The sequence below is a fragment of the Rhodopseudomonas sp. P1 genome (assembly GCF_039642825.1).
Taxonomy (GTDB): Bacteria; Pseudomonadota; Alphaproteobacteria; order Rhizobiales; family Xanthobacteraceae; genus Rhodopseudomonas; species Rhodopseudomonas palustris_H.
The window spans coordinates 2,216,152-2,231,921 of record NZ_CP088006.1; the positions used below are offsets into that span (position 1 = coordinate 2,216,152).

General features: G+C 64.9%; 13 protein-coding genes. 9 read left to right on the forward strand and 4 right to left on the reverse strand.

The features are described 5' to 3' along the window. Positions 1 to 6 precede the first annotated feature (6 nt). Positions 7 to 486, reverse strand: a complete 480-nt coding sequence (locus LRC39_RS10265; protein ID WP_346297494.1) for an MgtC/SapB family protein — start codon at positions 484 to 486, stop codon at positions 7 to 9. Between the two features lie 301 nt (positions 487 to 787). Here LRC39_RS10265 and LRC39_RS10270 point away from each other — a divergent pair, with 301 nt between their 5' ends. Then, entirely contained in the window at positions 788 to 3,181 is a 2,394-nt protein-coding gene (locus LRC39_RS10270; protein WP_430624931.1) for a TonB-dependent receptor, read from the forward strand. A 4-nt stretch (positions 3,182 to 3,185) separates the two neighbouring features. On the opposite strand, the gene LRC39_RS10275 is transcribed toward LRC39_RS10270, so the two are convergent. Continuing rightward, positions 3,186 to 4,937 (reverse strand): ATP-binding protein, encoded by a 1,752-nt coding sequence (locus LRC39_RS10275; RefSeq protein WP_107355188.1) that lies wholly within the window; start codon positions 4,935 to 4,937, stop codon positions 3,186 to 3,188. 385 nt (positions 4,938 to 5,322) lie between these two features. On the opposite strand from LRC39_RS10275, the gene LRC39_RS10280 reads away from it, so the two are divergent. Next, the gene (locus tag LRC39_RS10280) at positions 5,323 to 5,865 is read left to right on the forward strand and encodes a hypothetical protein (RefSeq protein WP_346297168.1); all 543 of its coding nucleotides are present in this window, start codon (positions 5,323 to 5,325) and stop codon (positions 5,863 to 5,865) included. A 24-nt stretch (positions 5,866 to 5,889) separates the two neighbouring features. On the opposite strand, the gene serB is transcribed toward LRC39_RS10280, so the two are convergent. Next, on the reverse strand, positions 5,890 to 6,783 hold the full coding sequence (gene serB, locus LRC39_RS10285) for a phosphoserine phosphatase SerB (protein ID WP_042440982.1): 894 nt from the start codon (positions 6,781 to 6,783) through the stop codon (positions 5,890 to 5,892). Between serB and miaA the strand changes: the two genes are divergently transcribed. The 3 genes from miaA (at position 6,782) to ilvN (ending at position 10,633) form a co-directional block, all read left to right on the forward strand. Beyond that, positions 6,782 to 7,732: a tRNA (adenosine(37)-N6)-dimethylallyltransferase MiaA gene (miaA, locus tag LRC39_RS10290; RefSeq protein WP_346297495.1), complete on the forward strand. Its 951-nt coding sequence runs from the start codon at positions 6,782 to 6,784 to the stop codon at positions 7,730 to 7,732. The genes serB and miaA overlap by 2 nt on opposite strands. Positions 7,733 to 8,171: 439 nt before the next feature. Further along, a complete protein-coding gene (locus LRC39_RS10295) occupies positions 8,172 to 9,950 on the forward strand; it encodes an acetolactate synthase 3 large subunit (protein ID WP_346297169.1) in 1,779 nt (592 codons plus the stop codon). 140 nt (positions 9,951 to 10,090) lie between these two features. Next, entirely contained in the window at positions 10,091 to 10,633 is a 543-nt protein-coding gene (gene ilvN / locus LRC39_RS10300; protein ID WP_107343983.1) for an acetolactate synthase small subunit, read from the forward strand. A gap of 3 nt (positions 10,634 to 10,636) precedes the next feature. On the opposite strand, the gene LRC39_RS10305 is transcribed toward ilvN, so the two are convergent. Then, complete coding sequence (locus LRC39_RS10305; RefSeq protein WP_346297170.1) at positions 10,637 to 11,035, reverse strand: host attachment family protein; 399 nt, start codon at positions 11,033 to 11,035, stop codon at positions 10,637 to 10,639. A 211-nt stretch (positions 11,036 to 11,246) separates the two neighbouring features. Here LRC39_RS10305 and LRC39_RS10310 point away from each other — a divergent pair, with 211 nt between their 5' ends. The 4 genes from LRC39_RS10310 (at position 11,247) to LRC39_RS10325 (ending at position 15,681) form a co-directional block, all read left to right on the forward strand. Further along, positions 11,247 to 12,122: an EamA family transporter gene (locus tag LRC39_RS10310; RefSeq protein WP_346297171.1), complete on the forward strand. Its 876-nt coding sequence runs from the start codon at positions 11,247 to 11,249 to the stop codon at positions 12,120 to 12,122. Between the two features lie 192 nt (positions 12,123 to 12,314). Beyond that, entirely contained in the window at positions 12,315 to 13,334 is a 1,020-nt protein-coding gene (ilvC, locus tag LRC39_RS10315) for a ketol-acid reductoisomerase (protein WP_107355196.1), read from the forward strand. Positions 13,335 to 13,621: 287 nt separating this feature from the next. Next, positions 13,622 to 14,350: a FadR/GntR family transcriptional regulator gene (locus tag LRC39_RS10320; protein WP_346297172.1), complete on the forward strand. Its 729-nt coding sequence runs from the start codon at positions 13,622 to 13,624 to the stop codon at positions 14,348 to 14,350. Between the two features lie 98 nt (positions 14,351 to 14,448). Further along, complete coding sequence (locus LRC39_RS10325; protein WP_346297173.1) at positions 14,449 to 15,681, forward strand: ABC transporter substrate-binding protein; 1,233 nt, start codon at positions 14,449 to 14,451, stop codon at positions 15,679 to 15,681. Positions 15,682 to 15,770: the final 89 nt, after the last annotated feature.

The window sequence follows — 15,770 nt, forward strand, 5'->3', positions numbered from 1 at the left end:
CCGGCTTCAATCTTCGGGCGCGGCGCTATGGCCGTGTTCGTCCTTGGCGCCGCCGAGCAGGCGATGCAGCCGCCGCTCGGCCGGATGCCCACCGATCAGCACCGCGAAGGTGATCACCAGCGCCACGCCGACGATCAACCACTGTCCTGCACCGCAGACGATGCCGATGCCGGCGGCGAGCCAGGTGCATGCCGCGGTGGTGAGGCCGTGGATTTCCAGCCGGTTGCCGCTGCGAACGATCACGCCGGCACCGAGAAAGCCGATGCCGGTGAGAATGCCCTGGATCACACGGCTGGTCGGATCGGATAATTGATCATTCGTCGCCGAATGGTCGGCATGCGCCACTAACAGCGCAGAGGTGAGCGCGACCAGCGCCAGCGTGCGCATCCCGATCGGCTTGTTCTTGAGGTCGCGGTTGAGCCCGATCAGCCCGCCGGCCATCGCGGCAACGCCAAGACGCAGAAGGATGTCCCACCAGGGTAGCAACGCCAATCCTCCCTCGTGTCGAAGCTCCGTGCCGCTTGCGTCGCGCCGCTCCGAATAACGCGGGGATTGCGGATCTGTTCTTCGAGCCGATCAGGTTGTCATGCGTGGATCCAGCACGCGCACGTTGGACTCAATCTGAGACGACGATAAGTGCGCGCGCAGATGCGACACTTCTTCGCATCGCGGGGGCAAACCCTCGCTCAGATCAAAGGAAATTCACGTTCAGACGCATGCCGCTGGCTTCTTCAACAGCACGCTAGAACGGTTCTAGTGGTGCCCGTTACCGCCGTTTGCTTATCGGATGGCGCCGTTGGTGATCTGCACAGCCGAGCACAAGGCGGCATCACCGACTGAAGATCTTTTGGGGGACATGTTGAAGGACCTGAATTTCCCGGCAGCGGGAGCGCTGTCGTTTGTCTGTGCGTCGGTTCTCCTCCTCTCTCATGCAGCTGCTGCACAGGAAGCTCCTGCGCCGGCTTCCGCTCCGGGTGCTTCAACGGAATCTCCGGCGAGCGCGACAGGACGTTCACTACCTGCCATCGTCGTCGAGACGTCACGCCGCAGGGCCGCGGCGACGTCCCCGCAGCGCAGGCCGTCGCAAGCGTCCCGATCGACAGCGAGCCGACGCGCTCCCAACCCGGCCAGCGTCGCAACGCAGCCCCGTCCGGTTTCGGCAGGCGCTCTGCAGGCGACTTTGCCGGCTGGCTTTCCGGGCGATCAGGTTGCGCGCGGTGCCGGCGTCGGTCTGCTCGGCAACCGCGACGTGATGTCGACGCCGTTCAGCCTCACCAGCTTCACCGAGAAGCTCATCCGGGATCAGCAGTCGCGAACGCTGCTCGATGTGCTCGGCAACGATCCCTCCGTGCGCTCCAACGTGCCGGCCTATAGCGGCATCCAGGGCTTCTTCATTCGCGGCTTCCCGGTGTTCGCCCAGGACATCGCCTTCAACGGCCTGTATGGCGTCGCCGACTCCTTCAATCCGGCGCTCGAGCCGATCGAACGCGTCGAAGTGCAGCACGGCCCCAGCACGATGCTGAGCGGCATGCCGCCGTTCGGCACGATCGGCGGGACGATCAACCTGATTCCGAAACGCGCCAGTGACGTGCCGCTGACGCGGTTTACGACCGGATTCATCTCGAACGCCCAGAGCTACAACGCAATCGATGTCGGTCGACGTTACGGGACCAATGGCGAGTGGGGAATCCGCTTCAACGGCGCGTATCAGTCCGGCAGCACGCCAATCGACAACCAGAAACAGGAATACGGCGTCACGTCGCTGGCCCTCGATTATCGCGGCGAACGCCTGCGGGTCGGCCTCGACCTCGGCTATCAGAAGGTCGACTTCAATTCGCCGCTGCGCAATCGCTCGGTGCTGCCGGGCTTTCCGATCCCGCAAGCGCCGGATCTGCGGATCAATCAGCAGCAGCCCTGGGAATATCGCGACAGCAACAACAAATCGGCCGCGATCCGCGCCGAGTATGATCTGACCGATCAGCTCACCGTCTATGCCGCTTACGGCCACAGCGAATTTCATCAGGTCTATTTCGGCGGTCTGCCGTCGATCATCAACGCGCGTGGCGACTACCGCGATACGATCCAACTGACTCCGTTCCAGACCAACAGCAACACCGGTGAGGTCGGGGTGCGCGGCCAGTTCGACACCGGACCGGTGAAGCACCGGGTTGGTGTCGCGGCATCCGGTCTTTGGCAGGACACCGGTCTGACCAACATTCCGGTTGGTGCGACCATTACCTCGAACATCTACAATCCGGTGTACGCGCCGCCGCGCAGCGATGCCGGACTGCCGCGGACCTCGCCGACGACAGCGGAGCGCTTCAACCGCAGCATCGCGATCGCCGATACGATGTCGGTGCTGAACGATCGCGTCGAGCTGACGATCGGCGGTCGCTGGCAGGGGATCGACGCCAAGACGCTGAGCCCGGTGACCGGCCTGGTGACGTCCGATGCGCGCAACGATGCGTTTTCTCCGGGCGCGGGCCTCGTCATCAAGCCGATCGAGCGGCTGTCGCTGTATGCCAACTACATCGAAGGCCTGACTTCGACGGCGCCGCCGACCAATGCGGTCAATCTCAATCAGAGTTTCCCAGCGACGGTGTCGAAGCAGGTCGAGGCCGGCGCGAAGTATGACTTCGGCCCGGTCGGTGTGTCGGTGGCCGGCTTCGAGATCAAGCAGCCGAGCGGCTTCCTCGATCCGACCACCAGGGTGTTTGCGCTCAATGGCGAACAACGCAATCGTGGCGTCGAACTCAACGTGTTCGGTCAGCCGATCCAGGGATTGCGCGTCGTCGGCGGCGTGAGCTGGATCGAAGGCGTGCTGACCAAAGCATCGAATCCCGCCTACAACGGCAATACGGCGGTTGGCGTCCCGACGATGCAGCTCAATCTCTACGGCGAATACGATCTGCCGGGGCCTGCCCGGGGTGTGACGATGACCGGCCGGGTGATCCACACCGCGTCGCAGTTCTACGATCAGGCCAACACCCAGAGCATTCCTGCCTGGACCACGCTCGATCTCGGCGTTCGCTACGCCACCAAGATCGACCGAGTTCCTGTGACCCTGCGGGCCAATGTCCAGAATGTCACCGGCGAGAACTACTGGGCCACGACCGGCCGCGGCATCCTCAGCCCCGGCGCGCCGCGGACCTATCTGGTCTCGGCGAGCTTCGACTTCTGAAGTCTCAGCGCAGCGGCTTCTTCAGCAGCGAGAAGCGGTCCGGATCGAGCCCGAGCGAGGGCTGCAGCATCGGAGCATCCATCGTCCGTGCGAGCGGGCGCTCGGTGATGCCCGGATCGTTCGGCACGTCGCGATGCGAGGTGGCGCCGCGCCAGCGCTCCAGCACCGCACTGACGAAGTGCATGTCGTTGCCCGCGGCCGCCGACGGCACTGTCGAGATCGCAGCCTCGCTGCGCGGCAGCTGATGCGCCGGCACTTCTTTGAAGCGTAGCCGGGTCGGCAGCGCCACGCCTTCGCCGAACGCCAGCACTTCGCGGGTGCCGAGCGAAGGCACGAAGGAGAGCAGGTTGGCGGCGGCGTCGGACACCGCCGAGCGCAGCAGCGACTGGTCGCGGTCGTTGGCGAGCCGCATCGCGAACAGCGTGTTGCACTGGGACAGGATCGTCGCGTCGAGCTCGGCCGGGCGCTGGGTGACGAGGCCCAGATAGACGCCGTATTTGCGGCCTTCCTTGGCGATGCGCGACACCGCCTTGCGGGTCGGGCCGAAGCCGATCGCGCGGTCGGCGGCAGCGTAGCGGTGGGCTTCTTCGCAGACGAACAGCAGCGGCGACACGCCGTCGCTCCACAGGCCGAAGTCGAATGCCATCCGGCACAGCACCGACACCACCGAGTCGACCACCTCGGCCGGGAAGCCGGCGAGCTGCATGATCGTCATCGGCTTGCCGTTGGCGGGCAGGCGGAACAGATGGCTGATCACTTCCGCCATGGTGTCGCCGCCGACATTGGCGTTGTCGAACATGAAGGCGTAGCGCGGGTCGTTGCGCACGGTTTCGATGCGCGAGATCAGCTTGTGATAGATGATGCGCGAGGAACGGTTTTCCAGCTTGCCCATGCGCTCGTCGATCAGCGAGATCAGGTCGACGAGGCGATACGGCACCGGCGTGTCGGCGGTGTAGCCGATCGACTTCGGATCGACCCGCTTGAGGCCGAGCCGGTCGGTGCTGGTGTATTGCACGTAAAGGCCTTTGGCGACGGGGATCACCTCGGCCAGGATGTCGAGTTCTTCTGGCACGCCGGGACGGCCGGCGAACAGCACGTCGACGATTTCCTCGAAGTTGAACAGCCAGAACGGCAGCTTCAGATTGCGCGGATTGAGCACCAGCGCCTTGTCACCGAAGCTGCGGCCGTATTCGTTGTGGACGTCCAGCAGGAAGATGCGCAGCGCCGGGCGCGACTTCAGGATCTCGTTGAGCAGCAGCGACACGCCGGTCGATTTGCCGACGCCGGTCGAGCCGAGCACGGCGAAATGCTTCGACAGCATTTCTTCGATGTCGACATAGGCGATCACCGACGGATCCTGCTGCAGCGTGCCGACATCGATCTGGTCGGAGCCGGTCGGCTCATACACGATGCGCAGGTCGTCGCTGGAGATCAGGTCCACCGAGTCGCCGATGGTCGGGTAGTTGGTGACGCCGCGCTGGAACTTCGGCCGCAGCGGCCCGGGCAGGATCTCGCCGAGCAGGTCGACCGACGCGACCGCGATATGCTCGTCGGTCTCGGCGAGGTTCTCGCTCGATACCTCGGTGATGATCGCGATGATGGTGGAGCTTGCGGTCCGGATGCTGACGAAGCGGCCCACGGTGGCGCGGACGGCAGAGGGCACCAGCCGGCTCGACGGCAACAGCCCGACGCGCGCACCGGAACCGCGCACCGAGATCACCTTGCCGAACGCCCCTTGAGCAACAGCTTCTGCCATGTCTCGCAAACTCACAGATGAGGAATTTCGAGCGTGACTATGGGCAGCGTTGCTGGACAAACTGTTAAGTGAGCGGTCCCCGGTCCTTTCGACAATTGATCAAGTTTGGTACGTGGCGCAGCCACATCGGTGCATTTTTGAGGTAATCGCGGACGCCAAAGTACGTCATTTGAACGATGTTCGCGCGATCCGGATTAACGCGCTGTTGACGATGACACGATGCGGCGACCACCAAATGCGCCAAGTCCTGACGAGCAGGTTTTGGCGAGAGGACGTGATGCCGCATTGGAGGATCGGTGAATGGTGGAATCGCCGCCACAGACCGATACCCGGCTGATGCCACGGCCTGTTGCGTGGCGCGTTCGTTGAAAGCTGGGCCGAGTTCGTGAGCAGCGTCGACAAGTTCCTGAAGGTCATGCGGGAGCATGACACCGCGACTGCGGCGCTGATCGCGTGGTGCCGGCGCCATCATCCTTATGAGGCCGAGGCGATCGCGATCACGCTGCTCGCCGACGAGACGGTGGCGGCGGATTGCTACGATGGACCGTTGCAGCCGCGGGCCGGCGAAACGCTACGCCGCCGCCGGGTCTGGCTGCACTGGGGCGATCGTGTGCTGTCGGAAGCCGAGAACTGGTATGTGCCGGAGCGGCTGCCGCCGGCCATGCGTGACGCGATTGCCGATGGTGTTCGGCCTTACGGCGCGGTGGTCGCGAGCCTGCTCCCGCAGCGGATCACCACGATTGCGCTGCGTGCCGATAGGGCCGGCGAGGATCGGGCTCAAGCTGAAGCGGTTCTGGCGCAGTTGGCACGCATCGAGGGCTTCTCGCCGCCCGAAGCTTTCATCCTGCACATCCACGCGGTGATGATGGCGTCGGGAATCGTGCTGGCCGATTTGCGCGAGCACTATCGGCGGGAGCTGCTGCGTTAGCCTGGGACCAAGACAGGGAAGGGATCAGTCGGCGACGAATTCGTCCCGCCGATAGCCCTGCGCATAGAGCAGCGCGGTGAGGTCGCCGAAATCGATACGGCCGTGGGCCGCTGCGGCGACCGCAGGCTTGGCGTGATAGGCGATTCCGAGACCGGCGGCCTGGATCATGCCGAGATCATTGGCGCCATCGCCGACCACCAGCGTGTCGATCGCATCGAGATCGTCGGCTTCGCGCAGCTCGAGCAGCGTCGCCAGCTTGGCGTCGCGGCCGAGGATCGGCTCGGCGACCGTGCCGGTCAGCTTACCGTCCTGACTGAGAAGCTCATTGGCGCGGTGTTCTGCAAAGCCGAGTCGTTCGGCCACCACATGGGTGAATTGAGTGAAGCCGCCGGACACCAGGCAGGTGTAGGCGCCATTGGCGCGCATCGTCTGCACCACCGCGCGGCCGCCGGGCGTCAGCGTGATCCGGGTGTCCAGCACCTGGCCGATCACGTCGAGCGGCAGGCCCTTGAGCAGCGCGACGCGCTCACGCAGCGCCGGCTCGAATTCGATCTCGCCGCGCATCGCCCGCTCGGTGATCGCAGCGACGTGGTCCTTCAGCCCGACGAAGCCGGCGAGCTCGTCGATACATTCCTGGCCGATCATGGTCGAATCCATGTCGGCAAGAAAAAGCTTCTTGCGCCGGGTCGCGGCAGGCTGCACCACGACGTCGACCGGAAGGTCGCCGCGGGCGGCGCGTAGCCGGTCGGCGAGCACCAGGGGATCTTCGGTGCTGGCAAAGAAGATGTCGGCGGCGATCTCGTCGTGCAGCCAGACTGCTTCGTTGGGCTGAGGCAGCACCGCACGCGCCCCCTCGATCACGGTCGAATCCAGCGCGGGATTGTTCGGATTGCAGATGAGCGTGGCGACGAGCGACATGACAGCGGAAGGTCCGGAACGGCGCGGCCGGCGGCCGGCGGCCGTGCTTATCGCAGGGCCGACCGCCAGCGGCAAGTCGGCCTTGGCGCTGAAGCTGGCACAAGCGAGCGGCGGCACCGTCATCAACACCGATTCGATGCAGGTGTATCGCGACCTTCGCATCATCACCGCCAGGCCGACACTGGAAGAGGAGGCGCTGGCGCCGCATCGCCTTTACGGCACGGTCGATGCCGCGGTGAATTTCTCCGCCGGGGCTTATGTCGAGGCCGCCGCTGCGGTGCTGGCCGACGCGCGCGCCGCCGGGCAGCTGCCGATCCTGATCGGCGGGACCGGGCTCTATTTCAAGGCTTTGACGCGGGGGCTTTCGGCGGTGCCGCCGGTGCCGGCCGAGGTCCGCGACGCGGTGCGGCTGCGGCTCGACCGGCACGGGGTGCAGGCGTTGCACGCGGAGCTGGCGGGCCACGATCCGGAGGCGGCGGCACGGCTGGCGCCGGCCGACCGCACCCGAATCGCACGGGCGCTGGAGGTCGTGCTGGCGACCGGTCGGCCATTGGCCGACTGGCACCAGCAGGCTTCGCCGCCGCTATTGCCGCCGGACGACGTGGTGGCAGTATTCCTGGCCCCGGATCGCGAGGCGCTGTACGCGCGGATCGACTCCCGATTCGCCGCAATGCTGCAGTCCGGCGCGCTGGACGAGGTTGCCGCCCTGGCTGAGCGCCGGCTCGATCCGCTGCTGCCGGCGATGAAAGCCCACGGCGTGCCAGCGCTGATCCGGCACCTGCGCGGCGAAATCAGCCTCGACGAGGCCGCCGCGATCGGTGCGGCCGACACCCGGCACTATGCCAAACGTCAGTTCACCTGGTTTCGGCACCAGCTGCCGGAATTCAAATGGGTGAGGCCCGAGGAGGCGGACGCGTTGCTGAACACTGTCATTCCGGCGCGCGCGTAGCGCGACCCCGGAATGACGCCCTTGGGGTAGGGGAGGCTGGCGTGGCGGTTCAGGCACGACCGCCTGCGCAAAACGGCTGCAGCTGGAGCGTACCGGACCCGCGCATCATACTCCGCAGCATGCCCGCCTGCCTGTTATTACCGCTCGCGACCACCCCAAAATCCGGCTAAGGTTTGATCCGTACGGGTCTTCCCCCGCCTTGACATTCAAGGTTTGAGGGGTATGGTCCCGCGCAACCTTTGGGAAGCCGAGCCGGCCACATGCGACACAAAATTTCCGACCTGCTTCTCGTCATCGTACCCAGGCGCACCGCCGGGGGTGGATAGACTCCACCCCGCGAACGGACGGTGCGCTGAGGGCCTTCGACGGGCCCTTTTTTATTGCCTGATCCATCCCGAACCACGAACGACAGCGCCCGAAGGCGCATCCGGAGCCAACCATGAGCGACAGCAATAGCCACGATCCGAACCAGATGACCGGTGCGGCGATGATCGTCCGCGCGATGAAGGATCACGGTGTCGAGCACATCTTCGGCTATCCGGGCGGCGCAGTCCTTCCGATCTACGACGAGATCTTCCAGCAGTCGGACGTCCAACACATTCTGGTCCGCCACGAGCAGGGCGCCGGCCATGCGGCCGAGGGCTATGCGCGCTCGACCGGCAAGCCGGGCGTGGTGCTGGTGACCTCGGGGCCGGGTGCCACCAATATGGTGACCCCGCTCGCCGACGCGCTGATGGATTCGATCCCGCTGGTGTGCATCACCGGCCAGGTGCCGACCCATCTGATCGGCAACGACGCCTTCCAGGAATGCGACACCGTCGGCATCACCCGGCCGTGCACCAAGCACAATTGGCTGGTGCGCCGGATCGAGGATCTTCCGAAGGTGCTGCACGAGGCGTTCTATGTCGCGACCAGCGGCCGTCCGGGTCCGGTGGTGGTCGACGTCCCGAAGGACGTGCAGTTCGCCACCGGCACCTATCATCCGCCGCGCAAGGCCGACGTCCACGTCTCTTATGTGCCGAACAAGAAGGGCGACCCTGCTCAGATCCGCAAGGCGGTTGCACTGCTGGCGAATGCCAAGCGCCCGGTGATCTATTCCGGCGGCGGCGTGGTCAATTCCGGGCCCGAAGCGTCGCGGCTGCTGCGTGAGCTGGTCGAGATCACCGACTTTCCGATCACCTCGACGCTGATGGGCCTCGGCGCCTATCCGGCCTCGGGCAAGAACTGGCTCGGCATGCTGGGCATGCACGGCACCTACGAAGCCAACATGACGATGCATGGTTGCGACGTCATGCTGTGCATCGGCGCGCGGTTCGATGACCGCATCACCGGCCGCACCGACGCGTTCGCGCCGAACGCCAAGAAGATCCACATCGACATCGATCCGTCGTCGATCAACAAGAACATCCGGGTCGACGTGCCGATCATCGGCGACGTCGCCACGGTGCTCGAGGATCTGCTCGGCGTCTTCAAGGCCGAGGCCAAGAAGCCCGACATCAAGCAGTGGTGGCAGCAAGTCGCGACCTGGCGCGCGCGCAATTCGCTTGCCTACAAGAAGAATAACGACGTCATCATGCCGCAATACGCGATCCAGCGGCTGTACGAGGCGACCCGCGGCCGTGATACCTACATCACGACCGAAGTCGGTCAGCATCAGATGTGGGCGGCGCAGTTCTATGGCTTCGACCAGCCGAAGCGCTGGATGACCTCCGGCGGCCTCGGCACCATGGGCTACGGCCTGCCGGCAGCCCTCGGCGTGCAGGTGGCGCATCCGGGCAGCCTCGTCGTCGACATCGCCGGCGATGCTTCGGTGCAGATGACGATCCAGGAGATGGCGACGGCGGTGCAGTACGAACTGCCGATCAAGATCTTCATCTTGAACAATCAGTACATGGGCATGGTGCGGCAGTGGCAGCAGCTACTGCACGGCAACCGGCTGTCGCACTCCTACACCGAAGCGATGCCGGACTTCGTCAAACTGGCTGAAGCTTACGGCGCAGTCGGCATGCAGGTGATCAAGCCGTCCGATCTCGACGGCGCGATCCAGGACATGATCAAGGTGAACAAGCCGGTGTTGTTCGACTGCCGCGTCGCCGCGCTGGAGAACTGCTTCCCGATGATCCCCTCGGGCAAGGCGCACAACGAAATGCTGTTGCCGGCCGAAGCCACCGACGAAGCCACCGCAGCCGCCTTCGCCGGCGGCAAGGCACTGGTGTGATCCAAGACGCTTCGCTGCAACAACGACGTCATGCGCGGGCTTGACCCGCGCATCCATCGATCTTCGCAAGAATGATGGATTGCCGGGTCAAGCCCGGCAATGACGCTCACTGATAATTCGGCTCAAACCTGAGAACAGACATGACCCAGCCCGCATCCGCTTACTTCATGGAAGAGCGCCACGATCCGAACGAGACTCATACGCTGTCGGTGATCGTGCAGAACGAGCCCGGCGTTCTGGCCCGAGTGATCGGGTTGTTCTCGGGCCGCGGCTACAACATCGAAAGCCTCACGGTGTCGGAGACCGAGGCGCAGAAGCATCTGTCCCGGATCACCATCGTCACCACCGGCACGCCGATGGTGATCCAGCAGATCAAGAACCAGCTCGACCGTATGGTCCCGGTGTATCGGGTCGTCGACATGACGCTGAGCGGCCGTTCGATCGAGCGCGAGCTTGCGATGGTCAAGCTGCGCGGCGTCGGCGAGCATCGCGTTGAATCGCTGCGGCTCGCCGAGGCCTTCCGCGCCCGGGTGATCGACGCCTCGACCGAGAGCTTCGTGTTCGAGATCACCGGCAACTCGTCGAAGATCAATCAGTTCATCGAGCTGATGCGCCCGCTCGGCCTGGTCGAAGTGGTGCGCACCGGCGTCGCCGCGATCGGCCGCGGCGCGGAGGGGATGTAACCGCTACGCCGCGATCGCCTCGGCGATCTGATCGAGCGGGTGGTTGGTGAGATCCTTCGCCAGCGAGCGGATCAGCGAGGCTTCGACGGTCTTGTGCAGGATCGGGCGGATCTGACCGAGCGTCTGCGGGTCGGCGACCAGCACCAGCTGGTCGAACTCGCCGTCGAGCTTCATCTTGTTCAGCGTGTTGGTGAGCTGCTTGGCGAAGGTCGCCTCGTCGGTCTGACTCTGGCTCTGCTCCTCGGGGCGCGAGCCCGACGGGCCGTCGTCGTCCAAATTGGTAGGCTCGAGCTTGCGCTCCTGGCGCAGCGTCACGTCGGCCGGCTTGCCGGTGTTGCGCAGCAGCAAGGCGCCGCGGCCATCAGCGACGACGACGAGCGTGTTGTGCGGAATCAGCGTCATATCCGGATCGTCCTTTCGATAGCAGCGCCCGGCGCGGGTGTTGGCCGGGTGTCCATTCGCCAACCGGCTGCCCCGATGTTTCGTTCCCGGCTGCGGCATCGTTGCGCGGGATACAGCTCCGCGTGCGGGGCGGGTTACCGGGCGCAAACGGATCAGCTACGACCCAGGCAACGCGGCGCGGTTGGTGCCGGACGAGGGGACGGAAACGACGATGAAGCCCGCCGACACGGCGCTCGCCGTTCTGGTGGCAGTGATCTGGGGCCTCGGCTTCGTGTTCACGCGCTACGCGCTGACCGAAATGTCTCCGTCGCTGCTCAACCTGCTGCGTTTCGCCATCACGGCGCTGCCGTGCCTGCTGCTGCCGCGACCGAAGCTGGCGTGGCCGGTGTGGATCGGAATCAGCCTGCTGCTGGTTTGGCAGTATCTCACCCAGACCTATGGCATCGCCCACGGCGTGCCGGCCGGTCTGACCGCGGTGATCGTGCAGAGCCAGGCGCTGTTTACGGTGGGGTTCGCGGCGGTGTTGCTGGGCGAGCGGCCGACCGGAGCGCAATTGGCCGGCATTGCGATCGCCGCCTGCGGTCTGCTGATGATCTGTTTGACGGTGGGCTATGACTTCACCGTGCTGGCCTTTGCCGTGACGATGACCGCCCCGATCAGCTTCGCCTTCACCAATCTGTTGCTGCGCCGCGCCCGCGACGTGCCGATGCTCGATCTGTTTGCCTGGATCAGCCTGGCGTCGCTGCCGCCGCTCGCCTTGGCGGCCTGGGTCAGCGATGGCGTCCCGGCCATCGTCCAGTCGCTGACGCATCTGTCGCCCGGCGTGATGGGCGCGATGCTGGCGCTGTCGGTCGGATCGACCACCATCGGCTATTGGATCTGGGGGCGGCTGCTGCACGCTTATAGCGCTGCCCAGGTTGTGCCCTTTGCATTGCTGGTGCCGTTCATCGGCGCGGGGGCGTCGAGCCTGGTGTTCGGGGAGACGTTCGGGCCGCTGCGGCTCACGGGGATGCTGATCGTGGTCGCGGGCCTTGCGATCATGCTGCTGTTCGGCCGCGCCCGGCCGCCGTTGCCGGAGGTGGGGTGAGCGCCGAAAGTCGTAGGATTGGCGGTTTTCCGCATCGCGGCAGCCATGCTGTCCTAACCGCCACAAATCGCCGCCGCGGGCTTGTGTCCGGGCACCCGGACCCCTAAAAACCAGCGGCAATTCAACGGTCGGCCGGCATGGCCCGATCATACCAGCACGGGCGGGACGGGCCGCCGAGAAAGAGGAACGAGGATGCGAGTTTACTACGATCGCGACGCCGATCTGAACCTGATCAAGGGCAAGAAGGTCGCCGTCATCGGCTATGGCAGCCAGGGCCATGCCCACGCGCTGAACCTGAAGGATTCGGGCGTCAAGGACGTCGCGATCGCGCTGCGCAAGGGCTCGGCGTCGGCCAAGAAGGCCGAGAACGCCGGCTTTAAGGTCATGGACGTCGCCGAGGCCGCCAAGTGGGCCGACGTGATGATGATGCTGACGCCGGACGAATTGCAGGCCGACATCTATCGCGAGCATCTGCACGACAACATGAAGCAGGGCGCTGCGCTGCTGTTCGCCCACGGCCTCAACGTCCACTTCAACCTGATCGAGCCGCGCGCCGACCTCGACGTGCTGATGGTCGCGCCGAAGGGCCCGGGCCACACCGTGCGCTCCGAGTATCAGCGCGGCGGCGGCGTGCCCTGCCTGATCGCGATCCACAAGGACGCCTCGGGCAACGCCCATGACCTCGGCCTGTCGTACGCCTCGGCGATCGGCGGCGGCCGCGCCGGCATCATCGAGACCTCGTTCAAGGAAGAGTGCGAGACCGACCTGTTCGGTGAGCAGGTGGTGCTGTGCGGCGGTCTGGTCGAGCTGATCAAGGCAGGCTTCGAGACTCTGGTCGAAGCCGGCTATGCGCCGGAAATGGCCTACTTCGAGTGCCTGCACGAAGTGAAGCTGATCGTCGACCTGATCTATGAAGGCGGCATCGCCAACATGAACTACTCGATCTCCAACACCGCGGAGTACGGCGAGTACGTCACCGGTCCGCGCATCATCACCGCCGAGACCAAGGCGGAAATGAAGCGGGTGCTGGAAGACATCCAGAACGGCATCTTCACCCGCAACTGGATGCTCGAGAACAAGGTCAACCAAACCTCGTTCAAGGCCACCCGCGCCAAGCTGGCGCAGCACCCGATCGAGGAAGTCGGCGCCAAGCTGCGCGACATGATGCCCTGGATCAAGAAGGGCGCGCTGGTCGACAAGTCGAAGAACTAAGCCGGGTAGTTACCTCTCCCCGCGTGCGGGGAGAGGTCGGATTGCGCAGCAATCCGGGTGAGGGGGCGTTTCAACGAAGCCGAGACTCCGTGCTCGCGTCGACCCTCACCCCAACCCTCTCCCCGCAAGAGCGGGGCGAGGGAGCTCGCCGTGCTCGGTGCAAGAATTCGGCCTTATTGAGCAGAACGGGATCGCGGCGACGCGGTCCCGTTTTTCGTTTGGCGCCGGTGCAATCCGCCGCAGCCTCACCTGCTTGATCTGGTCTGACCAGATTGGTAGGGTCACTTATGGCAGCTCCGCTCAACTCCGAGACCTCGCACACGGTCCGCAAGACGCTTGAGTTCGTGCAGCATCACCGGCTGGAGAAGGGCGATCGGCTGCCGTCGGAGCGGGAACTGTCGGAGCGGTTCGGAGTGGCGCGCAGCTCGGTGCGCGAGGCCTTGGCGGTGCTGGACGCAATGCGCATCACCGAACGCCGGCCGAAATCGGGGATCTATCTGCGCAACGCCGTCGAGGATGGCGGGCTCGAGGCGCTGGTGCTGCAGGCCGATCTCGGACTGACCTTCGATCCGCAGGTTACCCGCGACGTCACCGAGGCCCGGATCATCTGCGAGGAGCAGGCGCTGCGGCTGGCCTGCCGGCGGCGGACCGACGCGGATCTCTCCAAGCTCCACCACACACTGCAAGCCTACGCGGCGACGATCCAGGCCGGCGGCGACATGGCCGAAGCCGACGTCGAATTCCATCTCGCGCTCGTCGCCGCCGGCCAGAATCGCATTCTGGTGCGGACGTTGACGCCGCTGATGCTGATGAGCCGTCGCTGGCGGGAGCGCTACTTCGAGTCGGACACGATCCGCCGTCGGTCGCTCGATGATCATCGCGCTTTCGTGGCTGCGATCGAGGCGCGTGACGAAACGGTGGCCGCGACCCTAGTGCGCCGCCACGTCGAGACCGCCGCGGCCGACGTTCGCGCACTGGCGGAGCAGGGCGGCTCCGCCGCGGCGAATACAACCTGAAACATCCGCGTCCCTGACGCGCCACAACAGCCCCGGTCAATGGGAGAGCTTCGCGCGGCGTCTGCCGTATCGAGGAAACGCAAGAAGAAGGATCAAAAATGCGTATGACGACAACTTCCGTGGCTGCCCTGGCGGCCGCGATCGCGATGCTGGCTGCAGGGCCGGCGCTTGCTCAGAAGAAGTACGGCCCCGGTGCCAGCGATACCGAGATCAAGCTCGGCAACACCGTGCCGTATAGCGGTCCGGCTTCGGCTTACGGCATTCTCGGCAAGACCTACGCGGCGTACTTCAAGAAGATCAACGAAGAAGGCGGCATCAACGGCCGCAAGATCAACGTGATTTCCTACGACGACGCGTACTCGCCGCCGAAGACGGTCGAGCAGACTCGCAAGCTGGTCGAGAGCGACGAGGTGATGGCGATCGTCGGCAACGTCGGCACCGCGTCGAACGTCGCGATCCAGAAGTATCTCAACGCCCGCAAGGTGCCGCAGCTGTTCCTCGCCACCGGCGCCACGCGCTGGAACGATCCGAAACAGTTTCCGTGGACGATGGGGTGGCTGCCGAGCTACCAGGCCGAAGCCACCGCCTACGCCAAGTATCTGTTGAAGGAGAAGCCGAACGCCAAGATCGGCGTGCTCTATCAGAACGACGATTTCGGCAAGGACTACATTCGTGGCCTGAAGGAAGGGCTCGGCGACAAGGCCGCGGCGATGCTCGTTGCCGAAGCCAGCTACGAAGTCGCCGAGCCCACCATCGACTCGCAGATTGTGAAGCTGAAGGCGTCCGGCGCCGACACGCTGTTCTCGTTCGCCACCGGCAAGTTCGCCGCGCAGTCGATCAAGAAGGTCGCCGAACTCGGCTGGAAGCCGCTGCACATCGTGCCCAACGCCTCGTCGTCGCTCGGCACCGTCCTGAAGCCGGCCGGCCTCGAGAACGCACAGGATCTGGTGTCCGCCACCTTCGCCAAGGACCCGACCGATCCGCAGTGGAACGACGACCCAGGCATGAAGAAATTCCATGCTTTTGTCGAAAAATACATTCCCGAAGGCAAGGCGATGGAAAGCACCGTGCTGTCCGGCTACAGCATCGCTCAGACCATGGAGCAGGCGCTCAGGATGTGCGGCGACGATCTGTCCCGCGAGAACCTGATGAAGCAGGCGGCCAATATGAAGGGCGTGCAGCTCGACGGCCTGTTGCCGGGCGTCACCGTCAACACCTCGCCGACCGATTTCGCGCCGATCGATCAGTTCCAGATGATGACCTTCAAGGGCGAACGCTGGCAGCGCTTCGGCGATGTCATCAAGGGCGAGGTCGCGGAAGCGGGGCGGTAACGCAGCTTCGGCACGCCGCGCTTAGCCTCGCGGCGTGCTCTACCAACTGTCATATAACGGGATCGCGGTGACGCGGTCCCGTTTTGCTG

Coding starts and splice junctions, on each gene's coding strand:
- LRC39_RS10270 (WP_430624931.1), top strand. CDS start 788: ATGGCGCCGTTGGTGATCTGCACAGCCGAGCACAAGGCGGCATCACCG.
- LRC39_RS10275 (WP_107355188.1), bottom strand. CDS start 4,937: ATGGCAGAAGCTGTTGCTCAAGGGGCGTTCGGCAAGGTGATCTCGGTG.
- miaA (WP_346297495.1), top strand. CDS start 6,782: ATGACAGCGGAAGGTCCGGAACGGCGCGGCCGGCGGCCGGCGGCCGTG.
- serB (WP_042440982.1), bottom strand. CDS start 6,783: ATGTCGCTCGTCGCCACGCTCATCTGCAATCCGAACAATCCCGCGCTG.
- LRC39_RS10295 (WP_346297169.1), top strand. CDS start 8,172: ATGAGCGACAGCAATAGCCACGATCCGAACCAGATGACCGGTGCGGCG.
- ilvN (WP_107343983.1), top strand. CDS start 10,091: ATGACCCAGCCCGCATCCGCTTACTTCATGGAAGAGCGCCACGATCCG.
- LRC39_RS10305 (WP_346297170.1), bottom strand. CDS start 11,035: ATGACGCTGATTCCGCACAACACGCTCGTCGTCGTCGCTGATGGCCGC.
- LRC39_RS10310 (WP_346297171.1), top strand. CDS start 11,247: ATGAAGCCCGCCGACACGGCGCTCGCCGTTCTGGTGGCAGTGATCTGG.
- ilvC (WP_107355196.1), top strand. CDS start 12,315: ATGCGAGTTTACTACGATCGCGACGCCGATCTGAACCTGATCAAGGGC.
- LRC39_RS10320 (WP_346297172.1), top strand. CDS start 13,622: ATGGCAGCTCCGCTCAACTCCGAGACCTCGCACACGGTCCGCAAGACG.
- LRC39_RS10325 (WP_346297173.1), top strand. CDS start 14,449: ATGCGTATGACGACAACTTCCGTGGCTGCCCTGGCGGCCGCGATCGCG.